The sequence below is a fragment of the Undibacterium sp. RuRC25W genome, from assembly GCF_049339825.1.
In the GTDB taxonomy this organism is placed as follows: domain Bacteria; phylum Pseudomonadota; class Gammaproteobacteria; order Burkholderiales; family Burkholderiaceae_D; genus Undibacterium.
Genome location: NZ_JBMPPD010000002.1, coordinates 194,402 through 209,005 on the forward strand (window position 1 = coordinate 194,402; position 14,604 = coordinate 209,005).

A 14,604-nucleotide genomic window follows, 5' to 3' on the forward strand; every position below is an offset into this window, starting at 1 on the left:
TCAATACTGCACTTTCTTTTCTACATACTTGAACTGCAACACCGTCAGTGCCACCACAATTAACATCAGAACAACGGACTGCGCGGCGGCACTGCCAAGATCGCCACCTTTGAAGCCGTCATTAAACACTTTGTACACCAAGATTTCTGTTTCTTTGCCCGGGCCACCCTGTGTAGTTGCCTCAACAATCGCAAACGTATCGAAGAACGCGTACACAATGTTGACGACCAGCAAGAAGAAACTCGTCGGTGTCAGCAATGGCAACACAATAGAAAAGAAACGGCGCACTGGACCTGCGCCATCAATTGCGGCAGCTTCAATAAGTGATTTAGGAATCGACTGCAAACCTGCTAAGAAAAATAAAAAGTTATAGCTAACCTGCTTCCAAACAGCTGCAAGCACAATCAGAATCATCGCGTGCTGTGCATTGAGCAGATGATTCCATTCAATACCAACGTGTCGCAACAGATGGGCGACTACACCAAGCGTCGGATTGAGTAAAAACATCCATAGCACGCCAACCACGACAGGAGAAACAGAATATGGCCAGATCAGTAAAGTCTTATAGACCGCGGCGCCACGGACGACACGATCAGCAAACACCGCCAAGATCAATGAGACAGCCAATCCCGTCACCGCAACCAGCACAGAAAATAGGCCAGTTGTTTTGAACGACGTCAGGTAAGCTGGATCCTCAAATAAGATCTTAAAATTCTCAAACCATACAAACTCAGTGGATAAACCAAATGCATCCTGCAATAAAACGGATTGATATAACGCTTGTACTGCGGGCCAGAAAAAAAATACTACAGTCACAATGAGTTGCGGTGCCAGTAATGCGTATGGCACCCATCGTGAGCGAAAACGCGCTCGTTTTTCCAAGAATCACCTACTGATAAAAAATGTAAATACAACAGCCATTGAAAACACGTTCAACGTTCTCTATTTGTTTGCTTTCTCAAAGCGAGCCAATAGTTCATTGCCACGAGAGACCGCTGTATCGAGTGCCTCTTTCGCTGACTTTTTACCAGACCAGACCAATTCTAATTCTTCATCAACGACGGTACGGATCTGTGGAAAACTACCTAAGCGGATGCCGCGTGATTTGTCTGTAGTTTTAACTATCATCTGTTGTACTGCAACGCCTGTACCTGGATTTTTTTCATAAAACCCGGATTTTTTAGTCATCTCGTAGGCGGCATTCGTAATTGGTAAATAGCCTGTTTCCTGATGCCATTTGGCCTGAACTTCGGGCTGAGACAAAAATTTATAGAACTTGGCAACGCCTTTGTATTCTTCATTTTTTTTGCCAGCCATCGTCCACAGTGACGCACCACCAATGACGGTGTTTTGTGGCGCACCAGGAACGTCTGAATAATAAGGCAAAGGGGCAACGCCAAACTTAAACTTGGCATTTTTAACGATCACGCTGTAGACCGAGCTCGATGAGGTCAACATAGCACATTCACCAGAATAGAATTTCGCATCGGACTCACTCTTGCGTCCGGCGTAGACGAAATAGCCTTGCTTAGCCCAATTCGCCATATCTTCAATATGTCGGACATGTAAAGGACTATTGAATTTCAATCTGGCATCCAGACCGCCAAATCCATTATTTTTTGTCGCAAATTCAATGTTATGCCATGCAGAGAAATTCTCTAACTGAATCCACGTCTGCCATCCCGTTGTGTAGGGACATTTACTGCCTGCTACTTTTAAACGCGCGGCATCAGAAACCATTTCCTGCCAGGTTGTGGGCGGTTTATTTGGATCAAGACCAGCCTTTGCAAATAAATCTTTGTTGTAGAAAAAAACTGCCGTCGAGCTATTAAAAGGCAAAGACAACATTTCGCCGTTTGGTGCCGTGTAATAACTCGCCACTGCAGGGATATACGCTGCCGGTTCAAATTTTTCACCGGCGATTTTCATGACTTCAGATACCGGTTTAATGGCACCTTTGGCATACATCATGGTTGCCGTACCGACTTCAAATACTTGCAAAATATCAGGCGCATTACCAGCACGAAAAGCAGCAATCGCAGCTGACAGCGACTCGTCATATTCGCCTTTGTAGACAGGCACCACCTTATACTCTGCCTGACTTTTATTAAACTGGTCTGCGAGATTATTAACTCTGTCACCCAGTGCGCCTGTCATAGAATGCCACCAACTAATTTCTGTCACAGCGAACGCTGGTGCAGCTTGTGTCAGCATCAATGTTACTGAGGTAGCTAATCCTAATTTTCTAAAAAATTTCATGTTTTCTTCCACAATTCAAATGTGTGAGTAGCCATTGCACAAAAAATTCTCGCCCATTGCAAATACGGAGCGCACGGGTTGAGCACGTTTGGCGCATATTTCCAGGCGTTTTTGTAGCTGTTTCTGCACAAGCTATCAATAATTGATGAGGTGGGTAAGATAGCATTGAGACCATACAATGTATAGAGGACTTATAATTCCAAATGATCGAAACAACAGACAGGTAAAAATGAACGCTTTTGTTACACGTTGTCATTGGTATGTCAAATTAGTACGCTTAGATAAACCGATTGGAATAGTGCTTCTTCTTTGGCCAACACTGGTGGCAATCTGGCTCGCCTCTGCGGGCGATCCAAACTGGAATTTGGTCGCGATTTTTACGCTTGGTACGGTATTAATGCGATCAGCCGGTTGTGCAATCAACGACTATGCTGACAGAGATTTTGACAAGCATGTCGAACGGACAGCAGAGCGCCCGCTAACGAGCGGAAAGATTTCTGGTAAAGAAGCGTTAGCCATTGCAGGGGTCTTGGCATTGATATCGTTTTGTCTGATTTTACCGTTTAATCTTTTGACTAAAGAACTGTCAGTGATCGCCGTCCTAGTGGCAGGAAGTTACCCCTACTTCAAGCGCTTTTTTGCCATACCACAGGCATATTTAGGTATTGCTTTTGGATTTGGTATCCCGATGGCTTATGCAGCAATTCAAAACTCGGTGCCGATGGTCGCCTGGATATTGCTGATCGCCAATATATTTTGGGCTATTGCATACGACACCGAATATGCGATGGTCGATCGTGATGACGACTTAAAAATCGGCATCAAAACGTCGGCGATTACTTTTGGACGCTATGACGTCTTTGCCATTATGCTTTGCTATGCAATCAGTTTTGCACTGATCTCCTTCGTCGCTCTGCAATATGGTCTCGGTCTCTGGTTTTTTACTGGGATGGCCATTGCTATCGCTTGTGCCATCTATCATTACACCCTGATCCGAAATCGGGAAAGAATGCGTTGCTTTGCTGCGTTCCGTCACAATAACTGGCTTGGTGCCGCAATCTTTGCTGGCGTTGTCTTGGACTATGCATTAAAGTAAAAATACAGGTTCATTGAAAAAGTACCATCAAAAAACTTTGTAGATTTGGCTTGATCCATAACAACTCTGCGCAAGAGAATTGATCTAGACTAATCCATACTGATGGTGCTGTATGCCTCATCTTGAATTCTATATGGCGACACAACCCAACCTACTTCAAAGGAATGATCATGAGCTCAGTTGAACAACAGAACGATCGATTGATGGATGACCTGAATCAAGTTATCCGTGATGCAGAAGAGATGCTGAAAAACACCGAACAGCAATCGGGTGAAGGCTTCAGGGCGGCAAAAGCGCGCTTTGAAAGTACCCTCAAAAATGCAAAGGAAGAACTAGCCAAAGTTGAAGAAATTGTCGTGACGCGGACAAAAGACGCCGCCCGCGCTACAGACGTCTATGTTAAAGAAAACCCATGGCAATCCGTTGGTATTTCCGCAGGGATAGGATTGTTAGTTGGATTATTAATAGCCCGCAACAAATAACAATGGCGATACTCGATTCGGTAGGTCAATTGCTAGCGACTTCGCTGAGTATTGTTCATACTCGGCTGGAGTTAGCATCTGTAGAAATTGAAGAAGAGTTGGGGCGTTTTTTTTCGCTCCTGCTCTGGTCTTTGGTTGCCTTATTTTGCGCTTGTTTCGCACTGGTATTGCTGGCGGTGCTGCTCATTGCGGTGTTCTGGGATAATCATAGGATCGTAGTGGTCGCTTCTATGATATCGACTCTTTTTGCTGTGGCACTAGGGCTAGGTATTTGGCTTCGGAGCCAGTTCAGTAAAAAGCCAAGATTACTAGCCTCTACGTTGGCAGAGCTCCATCAAGACAGTGTTGCCTTACGTGGTCAGTCTGTGGCTTCAAAAGAAGAAAACTCATGAGACGTAAGTCAGAACAACTCGCATTGCAGCGCGAGGTACTTCTACTCAAAATCCGTGCGCAGAGACAGCTGCTTGCGCTACAAGTAGAAGACCTAAAACAATCGACAGAAGTCGCAGAGTTTGGTTACCACTGCGCTCGTCGTCTGGTCGGCACCTTGCGTCACCAACCCTTACTGACGGCAGCAATCACTGCCGCTGCTCTGCTAATAAAACCGACTCGGATTGCGTCGGTAGCTAAAGCCGCTATCAACACCTGGCAGATGTGGCGCGCCATCGCACCACTGATTAAGCAATTCAAGTCCGACGCTAAAAGCACAGACGCTAAATAAGCCGCTTTACTTCAGAGGACGACGAGCGCTACTCAGCGCTAATTGTCCATTCATCTTTTTTGCTTCAAACAACCACAGCCGCTCATTACTATCGCCAGGACGAGCACCTTCCCACACCAACCGCCAATTTTTATCGCGCAGATGCTCTGGCGGCTGCCGTTGAAAGCCGTCAATTAATAAAAAATCACAGCTAACTTCTGGAAGCGTTTCTTGCCGGTAGGTATTAATACCAGAAAAATATCTCAGCATGGCACGCTCAGACTCGCCAAGGTCCTTACTCGCCATACAATCAAAATTGCCTTTCATGGCTGTTTGCATAGACGAGAAAACGCTACGGTAACTTTTTGCGTGGTCAACCCATGGCAAGAGAAGTTGACAAATTAACATCCAACTTAAACCAAGACCGGATACCCAACTTACCAATCCACGTCCATGAATACGGGACAGTTGGCCTATTCCCGCAAAAGCGAGTGCAGTAATCATCAAGGCAATCAATACATGCCAAAACGCAAAATGCGGCACGAATTCACGGGGCAAATGGCGAAGCAAGAACATCCACTCTGGCGGTGTACCGTTAATCGTCATCACAGCCCACACTGCCCAGATAAAGCCAATGACAACACCAAAAATCAGCCGAGCACTCCAATCCCATGCTTTATCCAAGCCTGAGCCCAAATGCTTTGCCGATGGTGCAGCAATTAATGCAATCGGTAAAAGCAAAGGTAACGCGTAGTTATCGCGCGCAGAGGCAGCACTCCACAAGACCAGCAACATCATCGAAAATATCAAGCCGCACGCCTGTATCGCTGATGACTGAAATACCATGTGTCGTCGATGCCACAGCGTCAACGCTGCTAACGGCATCGCCGGAAAAGCAAACCAAGGCAATGTGGTAATCCAGAATCCTTCAGTGTGTGGCGCACCGAGTTGGGCGACAGAAAATCCAAAAAAGCGTCCGACATTATTGAGCCAGAACCAATCCATAAATAAGCTGGGAGAGCGCAAATACAAGCTAACAGGCCAGATCAATAACCAAGGGGCAGAAAAAAGTAGGGCAAGTGACAATACCCGCCAATAAACTGCATTCCGCCACTGCTTGAACAAGATAGGTAACAAGAGCGCGGTCAAACCGAAGACCCCAAGTGCCAATACACCTTTAGCCATAAAGCCAATACCAACGCCCGTACCAAGTAAAGCACCTGAACGGTTAGGGTTCTTTTCAATATTGACAAAACCTGCGGTAGCAACAGCAAAACCAGTCAGCAAAGGAACGTCAGTGAGCATCATGTGCGAATGCAAAACCAAACCCAGACAGCCTAATAGGGACATGACAGCATAGCGACCGTAACCGATCCCCCACCACTGACGTGCCGACCATCCTGCAGCAAGACAAGTGATCGACATAAAAAAACCCGTCGCCAGACGAGCTCCATCATGCAATGTCAACCAAGGATAAAACGTCTTCGCAAAAATGGCAGCTACCCAGTAATATAAAGGGGGCTTTTCCATAAATGGATCACCAGCCATCGTTGGCACAATCCAATCACCCGTTTCAATCAGGTGATGAATAATGCCAAAAATATATGTTTCATCTTGCTTCCATGGGTCGTGCCCGATGAGACCAGGAATCAGATAAATTCCAAGTAAGGATAAAAGCGTAATCCATGACCAATCGATGGACAAGACGAAACACTTGAGTTTATTCAGTGATGAATAACTGCCCTGATCAACAAGACGATTTGTATCTATCGTGTTACTAGGTATCTGAACTTGTAACAGATTAAATATAAATAAACGAAACCAAACAAAAATTGCCATACAAAAACCAGTGAGAGTGCTGAGGAGTTTGTGCGATTTACTGTGTTGATTTCTAAGGAATAAAAGAGATTTCCTATGAATAAAGGTAAAACGCAAAACAAAAAGGTGCTGCTGCAGTGAGCAAATTTTATGCAACAATGAGGTAACGTATTGTATCTCATTGCCCTATGATTTTTCTCAACAAGTCACCGAATAAGAGCACTCTCACTAATAAATTTTGTGAAATAACAAGCTTTTGTTTCCACAAAGAAAAATACAGCGTCTGTTACCAGAGCGCTGTATTTTATGATATGCAAATAACATCGTTTGATGTACTGTACTAAAAAGACACACGCCAAGTGCAGCAACCAGAAAATGTCACTTAATCCTGTCGGCCAAACTCCTCACCAAGCTCGGTCGCTCTGGCTGCAGCGGCCTTAATGGCGGTTATAATTTTACCTTTGACATCATCGGCTTCCAGACTACTCAACGCGGCGTAGGTCGTTCCGCCTTTCGAGGTAACACGTTCACGCAATATCGTTACATTCTCATCGGAGTGCATGGCGAGTTGTGCCGCTCCTTCAAAGGTGGCGATCGCAAACTGGGTTCCTTGTTCTGGGCTTAACCCTAATTCCTGCGCTGCTTGCTGCATTGCCTCAATGAAATAGAAAACGTAAGCCGGACCACTACCGGAAATCGCGGTCACAACATCAATCAGTTTTTCTTCGTGAACCCAAGACGTCGAACCAACCGCACGCAAAATTTCATCGGCACACTGTTTTTCCGCCACAGTCACTTCTGGCAAAGCAAACAGCCCTGTAACCCCTTTGCCAATCAAGGCAGGTGTGTTCGGCATCACTCGCACGATTCTTGGATACGAATTAAGCCATCGTGAAATATCTATCGCACGAATTCCCGCGGCGATAGATATCAATAGCTGTTGACGCAGATGGACAGCGAGTTCACCGACGACATCGCGCAACTGTTGGGGCTTCACGGCAAGCACGATCACATCCATGTGCTGCAGCTTTGCATCGATCATGAGAGAAGTTGAGACATTGAACTCCGTCTCAAGACGAGCGAGCATGGCCTGATTCACATCGACAACATGAATATCCTGAGCGCTCGTTCCCGCCTGCAGTAATCCGGTAATCAAGGCAACTGCCATGTTGCCACCACCAATAAATCCGATTTTCAATTTATTTTGCATAATCTCTTTTCCCAAAAATTGCTGTTCCTATTCTGACCATCGTACTTCCTTCGGCAATGGCGGCATGCAAATCGCCACTCATTCCCATAGATAAGGTATCAAGGACAATACCGTGTCTGGTAATCTCATCATTGAGGAACTTCAACTGTCTAAATGCTGCACGTTGTTGCTGTTCGTCGTTGGTGGGTTCTGGTACCGCCATGAGACCGCGAAGACACAAGCCTGGAAGTTTGGCGATCGCCAATGCAAGATTGACTGCCTGTTCAGGTGGTACGCCACTTTTACTCGCTTCGCCACTGATGTTAATTTGTAAGCAAATGTTTAATGGTGCCATGGTTGCGGGACGTTGTTCCGAGAGCCGATGTGCAATTTTCTCACGGTCAACCGCGTGCACCCATGCGAAATTCTCTGCAATCGGCCGGGTTTTATTGCTTTGTATCGGGCCAATAAAATGCCATTCCAGATCAAGCTCTGGTGCGTGTTGTCGAATGAATGTGATCTTATCTACCGCTTCTTGTAGATAATTCTCACCAAAGGCAACTTGTCCGCTGCGCGCGGCATCTAGTACCGCATCCGCCCCAAAGGTCTTTGAAACGGCCAATAAGCTCACTTGCTGCTCAGAACGACCACATTCATGAGCGGCACGTCTGATATCAGCACGTACGGCTTGCAAGTTGTCGGAAATTAAGGACATAATCAGGAATCTTGTATGTAAATTATTCGTTGGAATTGGTCACTTTTTGCAATAGATCCTAATCTCAGGCAGCCATTGCGTCTGTCATCTGCGACACACTCATTACCGGAATTATAAATGGACATTTCTGAACTACTCGCGTTCTCCGTCAAGAATAATGCATCTGACCTTCACTTATCGTCCGGTTTACCCCCGATGATACGGGTACATGGTGATGTACGTCGTATTAATTTGCCACCACTAGAGCACAAAGACGTGCACGAGCTCATTTATGACATCATGAATGACTCGCAAAGAAAAGCCTACGAAGAACATCTTGAAGTTGATTTCTCATTCTCTATTCCTGGTCTCGCCCGTTTTCGCGTTAATGCTTTCAATCAGGAACGTGGCCCAGCGGCTGTCATGCGTACGATTCCGTCCAAAATTCTGTCATTAGAGCAATTAAACACACCAAAAATTTTTGCAGAACTGTCACTCAAACCCCGCGGTCTGGTCTTGGTGACTGGCCCAACTGGTTCCGGTAAGTCAACTACGCTAGCAGCGATGGTGAATCATATGAATGAAAATGAATATGGCCATATTCTGACCGTCGAAGATCCGATTGAATTTGTACATGAATCCAAAAAATGCCTGATCAACCAGCGCGAAGTCGGCCCGCACACGATGTCATTTAATAATGCGTTGAAATCCGCATTGCGTGAAGATCCGGACGCCATTCTAGTCGGTGAGTTACGTGATCTGGAAACCATCCGGCTGGCATTAACCGCTGCAGAAACAGGTCACCTTGTATTTGGCACCTTACATACATCTTCAGCTGCAAAAACCATTGATCGTATTGTTGACGTCTTTCCGGCGGAAGAAAAAGAGATGGTGCGATCCATGCTATCTGAATCGTTACAGGCGGTTATTTCCCAGACACTATTAAAAACCAAAGATGGTACGGGTCGTGTCGCGGCACATGAAATCATGCTTGGAACGCCAGCAATCCGCAACCTCATTCGTGAAGGAAAAGTTGCACAAATGTATTCCGCCATCCAGACTGGTAGTAATCTGGGCATGCAAACCTTGGATCAAAATCTGACTGACCTAGTACGAAGGAACGTGATCTCTGTGAGCACCGCACGCAGTGCGGCGAAGATTCCGGAAAACTTCCCAGGTTGATTGAGTTGAGACGACATCAGCACCTGCTGACGACAAAAATACGATAGACCCGATTGAGTAAATAGGATAATCACAGCGATGGAACGCGATCAGGCAACAAAATTTATGCATGACCTTCTGAGGCTCATGCTGACAAAGAATAGCTCAGATTTATTTATCACAGCCGATTTTCCACCTGCATTTAAAATTGACGGTAAAGTGACACCGGTATCAAATCAACCGCTGACACAAGCTCACACGATTGATTTGGCGCGTGCAATCATGAATGATAAGCAAGCAGCCGAATTTGAATCAACGAAAGAATGTAACTTCGCGATTAACCCAGCGGGCATGGGTCGTTTCCGAGTATCAGCATTCATGCAACAGGGACGTGTAGGACTTGTTCTGCGGACGATTACGACTGCTATTCCTAAGTTAGAAGATTTAGGTCTGCCTGAGCACCTGAAAGAAGTCTCGATGACCAAACGTGGCTTGGTCATTATCGTTGGTGCGACCGGTTCAGGAAAATCAACCACGCTGGCAGCGATGGTTGGTCACCGCAATAAAAATAGTTACGGGCACATTATCACGATCGAGGACCCAATCGAATACGTGCATCCCCATGGAAATTGCATTGTAACGCAACGCGAAGTGGGTATTGATACAGAAGATTGGGCATCTGCGCTAAAAAATTCATTGCGTCAGGCCCCTGACGTGATTCAGATTGGCGAAATCCGTGATCGTGAAACGATGGACTTTGCAGTCGCGTTTGCAGAAACCGGTCATCTTTGTCTTGCGACATTACATGCCAACAGTGCCAACCAAGCGCTCGACCGCATTATCAACTTTTTCCCAGAAGAGCGTCGTGCACAATTATTAATGGACTTATCACTCAACCTCAGAGCGGTCGTTTCTCAGCGTCTACTCCCAATTAAAGGTCGCAAAGGCAGGATCGCTGCAGTTGAAGTACTATTAAACACGCCATTGGTCTGCGATTTGATATTTAAAGGAAACGTTCACGAGATTAAAGATATCATGAAAAAATCTCGCGAGTTAGGCATGCAGACCTTTGATCAGGCGCTATTTGATTTGCATGAAGCGGATAAAATTACTTACGAAGACGCACTGCGTAACGCCGACTCGGTTAATGAATTGCGGTTATCAATTATGCTGCAAGGAAAAGAAGCCAAAGATCGCGATCTGACCGCAGGAACCAATCACTTAGGAATACTTTAACGATGAACGCTCTCGACTTTAATGCCAACAATTTGCAAGGGCAACCGGTTGATCTGAAGCAGTATCTTGGACAGGTTGTTTTGGTCGTCAATACTGCAAGTAAGTGCGGTTTCACCCCACAGTATCAGGGACTCGAACAGATTTACCAGCAATTCAAAGATAAAGGCGTCGTCGTGCTCGGTTTCCCGTGCAATCAGTTTGGCCATCAGGAACCCGGGACAGCTGATGAGATTGGTAGTTTCTGCGAAAAAAATTATGGCGTCACTTTTCCTTTATTTGAAAAAGTTAATGTCAATGGTGATGACACTCATCCGTTCTTCAAGAATCTAAAAGAGGCGGCGCCGGGCTTACTGGGAACTAAAGCCATTAAATGGAATTTCACCAAATTCCTGATTAAAAAAGATGGCACGGTTTACAGCCGCTACGCTCCACAGACAGCACCTGCAGACTTAATTAAGGATGTCACGGCCTTACTGGCTGAATAAAAGGGAATAACGTTAATATGAAGCCGATGCGGGTATCATTGATGCCCGCATTGATGCTAACAACGTTCGCTACACATCAAATGACACCAAGTAGGCGTAAAGCAAAAGGGAGAGCAAGTGCTGTCAACAAGCCAGATAGACCCATTGCCAACCCTGCAAAAGCACCCATTTGCTCGTTGATTTGAAATGCCCGCGCTGTGCCTATGCCGTGAGCACTAACGCCTAAAGCAAACCCGCGTATCGCATCATCTCTGATCTTTAACAGATTCAAAATCCACGCCGAAATCATCGCGCCAATAATGCCAGTGAGCATCACTAAGGCAGCCGTCAACGATGGTAAGCCTCCGACTTTTTCACTCACGCCCATGGCAATCGCCATCGTGACCGACTTGGATGCCAGCGATAAAACCGTTGTTCGCGACGCACCTAAGGCGCTGGCGATCAACATAGCAGTTGCAATCGCTGAGGCGCTCCCCAGCACTGCGCCGACCAAAAATGCTTTCCATTGATAACGGAGTCTGCTCATTTGCTGATAAAGCGGCACTGCCAATGCGACAGTCGCTGGTCCCAGCAAAAAATGCACGAATTGTGCCCCGGCAAAATACGTCTGATATGGCGTGTTCGTCGCGACTAACACTGTGACAATCAAAATGACGGAGATGGCCACTGGATTGGCTAAGGGGCTAAATCGGCATTTGGCATAGATGAGATAAGCGACCTGGTAGGCAATTAATGTTGCCGTCAGCCCTAACAGAGGTGACGCGGCAAGATAGACCCAGACTTCGGAGAGATGATGATGGTTCATTTCTGTAGCCATTTCACACAGAACGCCGTTACCACAATCGACACCGCAGTGCTGATGACGAGCGCGAGTGCAAGCGGCAACCATTCGTCCATCACCATCTTACCGTGCACCATGATACCGACACCTGCCGGTATAAATAGTAGCGACAAATGTCCTAACAAGGTCTGAACGCCAGGAATCAGTTTTGCCGCTTCTGTTTTTTTTACCAGCAAAAATACGAAAAGCAGCAACATACCAATCACAGGCCCAGGCACAGGTAAACCCGTCGCGTAGACAAGCCCCTCGCCGAGACATTGAAAAATCAACAGAACGGAGAACGTTCGTATCATGTTTTTTTCAATCTCATTCAGGTTGGCATCAGCGCCCGATCAATTAACTCTACCCAGTGTCTTACAGGCGTCTCTGTGCCAGACTGCAAATGCGTCAGGCAGCCAATGTTGGCCGATAACACCATGTCTGGTTTAGTCGCCAGTAAATTAGCGAGTTTGTTGTCACGCAATTGATAGGACAAGGTAGGTTGTAATACGGAATAGGTACCGGCAGATCCGCAACACAAATGACTATCAGCACACAGTTGCACATCAACGCCGATTGCCCGTAGTAGACCTTCGACTTTGCCGCGAATTTGCTGTCCGTGCTGCAGAGTGCATGGCGGATGCCAAACGATACGTTCGGAAATCTTTCCCTTGAGCTTGTCAACTAGCTGCGCTTCGAAGTTTGGCAGAATTTCACTCAGATCACGGGTTAGTGACGAAATACGCTCTGCTTTTTGGGCATAGTCTGCATCATGCGCCAACATGTGACCATATTCTTTAACGGTGACGCCACAGCCTGAAGCAGTCATCACGATCGCCTCGGCACCAGCTTCCACCAATGGCCACCAGGCATCAATGTTTCTGCGCATATCATCAAGTGCCGCGTCGTGGTCATTCAAATGGTGACGGATTGCGCCACAACATCCGGCTTTCGGGGCTACGATCAATTCCACTCCAAGGAGGCTCAATACACGCGAAGTAGCAGCGTTGATATTGGGCGACATACTTGGCTGTACACAACCGTCGAGTAGTAACATTTTACGAGCATGGGTGGTGTTTGCCCATGCGCCGGACTCATGTGGAACGGGCACTTTATTTTTTAAACTCTGCGGTAATAAAGGACGCAAGGTCTGGCCCAGTTTCATTGCAGGCTGAAAAATCCAAGGTCGCGGCAATACCGCCTTTAAGGTCTCACGTACGATTCTTTGCGAGAATGTCCGCCCTACTTGTTCTTCGACGACTTGACGACCGATGTCGAGCAAACGTCCATATTGAACACCTGATGGACAGGTCGATTCACAATTACGACAAGTCAGGCAACGATCAAGATGTTGCTGCGTTTTTTCTGTTGCTGGTTTTCCTTCCAGCACTTGTTTAATCAGATAAATACGGCCACGAGGGCCATCTAACTCATCACCCAGTAGTTGATAAGTCGGGCAAGTCGCTGTACAAAAACCGCAATGAACACATTTACGCAGTATCTCATCGGCATCTTGCCCAGCACGCGTATCCTTAATAAAATCGGCGAGATTAGTTTGCATAGCGAATTAAAAGTCCTTGTACAAGCGGCCCGGATTAAAGATCCCGGCAGGGTCAAATGCATCTTTGAGGCGTTGGTGTATGTTGAACAGAGGCGCGGATAGCGGCGTGAAAACACCCATGTTTTTATCACCACCACGGAATAGTGTCGCATGTCCACCGGCAGCAATAGCGGAGGTACGAATGGTCGCTGGCGATTCATCGCTGAATAACCAGCGCTGTGCACCACCCCACTCGATTAACGATTTACCGGTCAACGGCAATGCGCCGGTCGTTGATGGAATAGAAAGGCGCCACAAACCATGCTCGTCATCTTGTGAAAAGAAATCATGTGTCTGCTCCCGCAACGATTGCCAGTAAGTCGCAGCATCCTGCATTTCTTCACCACCCAACACCTGTTTGGCTGCACGAACCGCCGCTTCAGCACCCGATAAGCGCAACATCAGGCGCCCGACATGCCAACTGCTACCGGAAATCGGCAATGCCTGTCCTGCCCATTCATTCATTTTACGAACCGCTTCGGCTTCCGACAAAGCAAATACCAGCGTTGTTTCAGCAAATGGCCGCGGCAATACTTTGACCGAAATATTGACTACCAACCCCAAGCTGCCCATCGCACCCGCCAGTAATCTGGAGACATCATATCCGGCGACGTTTTTCATGACTTGTCCGCCGAACTCCAGTATCTGTCCTTTACCATCCATCAGGGTCGCCCCCAACACAAAATCACGCACCGCGCCCACGTATGGACGGCGTGGGCCTGACAAGCCAGCCGACAGCATACCGCCCAATGTTGCACCGGGACCGAAATAAGGAGGTTCACATGCCAACATCTGATTTTGCGCAGCCAATACGGCTTCGATATCGGATAACGGTGTTCCACAACGCGCAGTCAACACCAACTCAGTCGGCTCGTAGGCGATGATACCGCTGTAGCCACGGGTATCGAGAATGTCACCATCTGTTGCTTGTCCATACCAGGATTTTGTTCCACCACCGCGGATTTGCAAAGCATTCCCCTGCTCTGCCGCACGCAAAATTTGATCGCGGAAACTCTGTAATATTGTTGTCGTCTCTGTATTCATCAGGATTCGTCGTAATGGAT

16 protein-coding genes are annotated in these 14,604 nt (G+C 46.9%); 7 read left to right on the top strand and 9 right to left on the bottom strand.

Annotation, left to right across the window (positions count from 1 at the left end):
• Positions 1-882: a sn-glycerol-3-phosphate ABC transporter permease UgpA gene (gene ugpA, locus ACO0KV_RS01990; RefSeq protein ID WP_423039366.1), complete on the bottom strand. Its 882-nt coding sequence runs from the start codon at positions 880-882 to the stop codon at positions 1-3.
• Between the two features lie 60 nt (positions 883-942).
• A complete protein-coding gene (gene ugpB / locus ACO0KV_RS01995; protein WP_423039368.1) occupies positions 943-2,259 on the bottom strand; it encodes a sn-glycerol-3-phosphate ABC transporter substrate-binding protein UgpB in 1,317 nt (438 codons plus the stop codon).
• 229 nt (positions 2,260-2,488) lie between these two features.
• On the opposite strand from ugpB, the gene ubiA reads away from it, so the two are divergent.
• From ubiA to ACO0KV_RS02015, 4 genes are all read left to right on the top strand, one after another.
• Entirely contained in the window at positions 2,489-3,355 is an 867-nt protein-coding gene (ubiA, locus tag ACO0KV_RS02000; protein WP_423039370.1) for a 4-hydroxybenzoate octaprenyltransferase, read from the top strand.
• Positions 3,356-3,525: 170 nt separating this feature from the next.
• Positions 3,526-3,837 (top strand): DUF883 family protein, encoded by a 312-nt coding sequence (locus ACO0KV_RS02005; protein ID WP_423039372.1) that lies wholly within the window; start codon positions 3,526-3,528, stop codon positions 3,835-3,837.
• 2 nt (positions 3,838-3,839) lie between these two features.
• The gene (locus ACO0KV_RS02010) at positions 3,840-4,229 is read left to right on the top strand and encodes a phage holin family protein (protein ID WP_423039374.1); all 390 of its coding nucleotides are present in this window, start codon (positions 3,840-3,842) and stop codon (positions 4,227-4,229) included.
• Positions 4,226-4,558: a YqjK family protein gene (locus ACO0KV_RS02015; RefSeq protein ID WP_423039376.1), complete on the top strand. Its 333-nt coding sequence runs from the start codon at positions 4,226-4,228 to the stop codon at positions 4,556-4,558. The genes ACO0KV_RS02010 and ACO0KV_RS02015 overlap by 4 nt, the downstream gene beginning before the upstream one ends.
• A 6-nt stretch (positions 4,559-4,564) precedes the next feature.
• Here ACO0KV_RS02015 and ACO0KV_RS02020 read toward each other — a convergent pair whose 3' ends face one another.
• The 3 genes from ACO0KV_RS02020 to ACO0KV_RS02030 all read right to left on the bottom strand — a co-directional run bounded on the left by ACO0KV_RS02020 (position 4,565) and on the right by ACO0KV_RS02030 (position 8,259).
• Positions 4,565-6,376 carry an ArnT family glycosyltransferase gene (locus ACO0KV_RS02020; protein WP_423039377.1) on the bottom strand — a complete coding sequence of 604 codons (1,812 nt, stop codon included), beginning with the start codon at positions 6,374-6,376 and terminating at the stop codon, positions 4,565-4,567.
• Positions 6,377-6,737: 361 nt separating this feature from the next.
• Positions 6,738-7,565, bottom strand: coding sequence for a pyrroline-5-carboxylate reductase (gene proC / locus ACO0KV_RS02025; protein ID WP_423039379.1), 828 nt, complete (start codon positions 7,563-7,565; stop codon positions 6,738-6,740).
• Positions 7,555-8,259, bottom strand: coding sequence for a YggS family pyridoxal phosphate-dependent enzyme (locus ACO0KV_RS02030; RefSeq protein WP_423039381.1), 705 nt, complete (start codon positions 8,257-8,259; stop codon positions 7,555-7,557). Before ACO0KV_RS02030 ends, proC begins: the two co-directional genes overlap by 11 nt.
• Positions 8,260-8,376: 117 nt before the next feature.
• Between ACO0KV_RS02030 and ACO0KV_RS02035 the strand changes: the two genes are divergently transcribed.
• From ACO0KV_RS02035 to ACO0KV_RS02045, 3 genes are all read left to right on the top strand, one after another.
• Complete coding sequence (locus tag ACO0KV_RS02035; RefSeq protein ID WP_423039383.1) at positions 8,377-9,420, top strand: type IV pilus twitching motility protein PilT; 1,044 nt, start codon at positions 8,377-8,379, stop codon at positions 9,418-9,420.
• A 78-nt stretch (positions 9,421-9,498) separates the two neighbouring features.
• Entirely contained in the window at positions 9,499-10,635 is a 1,137-nt protein-coding gene (locus ACO0KV_RS02040; RefSeq protein ID WP_423039385.1) for a PilT/PilU family type 4a pilus ATPase, read from the top strand.
• 2 nt (positions 10,636-10,637) lie between these two features.
• On the top strand, positions 10,638-11,120 hold the full coding sequence (locus ACO0KV_RS02045) for a glutathione peroxidase (RefSeq protein ID WP_423039386.1): 483 nt from the start codon (positions 10,638-10,640) through the stop codon (positions 11,118-11,120).
• 76 nt (positions 11,121-11,196) lie between these two features.
• Here the strand turns inward: ACO0KV_RS02045 and ACO0KV_RS02050 are convergent, their stop codons facing one another.
• Genes ACO0KV_RS02050 through glcE form a run of 4 tightly spaced genes read right to left on the bottom strand, consistent with a single transcriptional unit; the run spans position 11,197 to position 14,584 of the window.
• Positions 11,197-11,925: an LrgB family protein gene (locus tag ACO0KV_RS02050; RefSeq protein ID WP_423039388.1), complete on the bottom strand. Its 729-nt coding sequence runs from the start codon at positions 11,923-11,925 to the stop codon at positions 11,197-11,199.
• Positions 11,922-12,254 carry a CidA/LrgA family protein gene (locus ACO0KV_RS02055; protein ID WP_423039390.1) on the bottom strand — a complete coding sequence of 111 codons (333 nt, stop codon included), beginning with the start codon at positions 12,252-12,254 and terminating at the stop codon, positions 11,922-11,924. Before ACO0KV_RS02055 ends, ACO0KV_RS02050 begins: the two co-directional genes overlap by 4 nt.
• Positions 12,255-12,271: 17 nt before the next feature.
• Positions 12,272-13,501 carry a glycolate oxidase subunit GlcF gene (gene glcF, locus ACO0KV_RS02060; RefSeq protein ID WP_423039392.1) on the bottom strand — a complete coding sequence of 410 codons (1,230 nt, stop codon included), beginning with the start codon at positions 13,499-13,501 and terminating at the stop codon, positions 12,272-12,274.
• Between the two features lie 6 nt (positions 13,502-13,507).
• Positions 13,508-14,584 (bottom strand): glycolate oxidase subunit GlcE, encoded by a 1,077-nt coding sequence (gene glcE / locus ACO0KV_RS02065; protein WP_423039394.1) that lies wholly within the window; start codon positions 14,582-14,584, stop codon positions 13,508-13,510.
• Positions 14,585-14,604 lie beyond the last annotated feature (20 nt).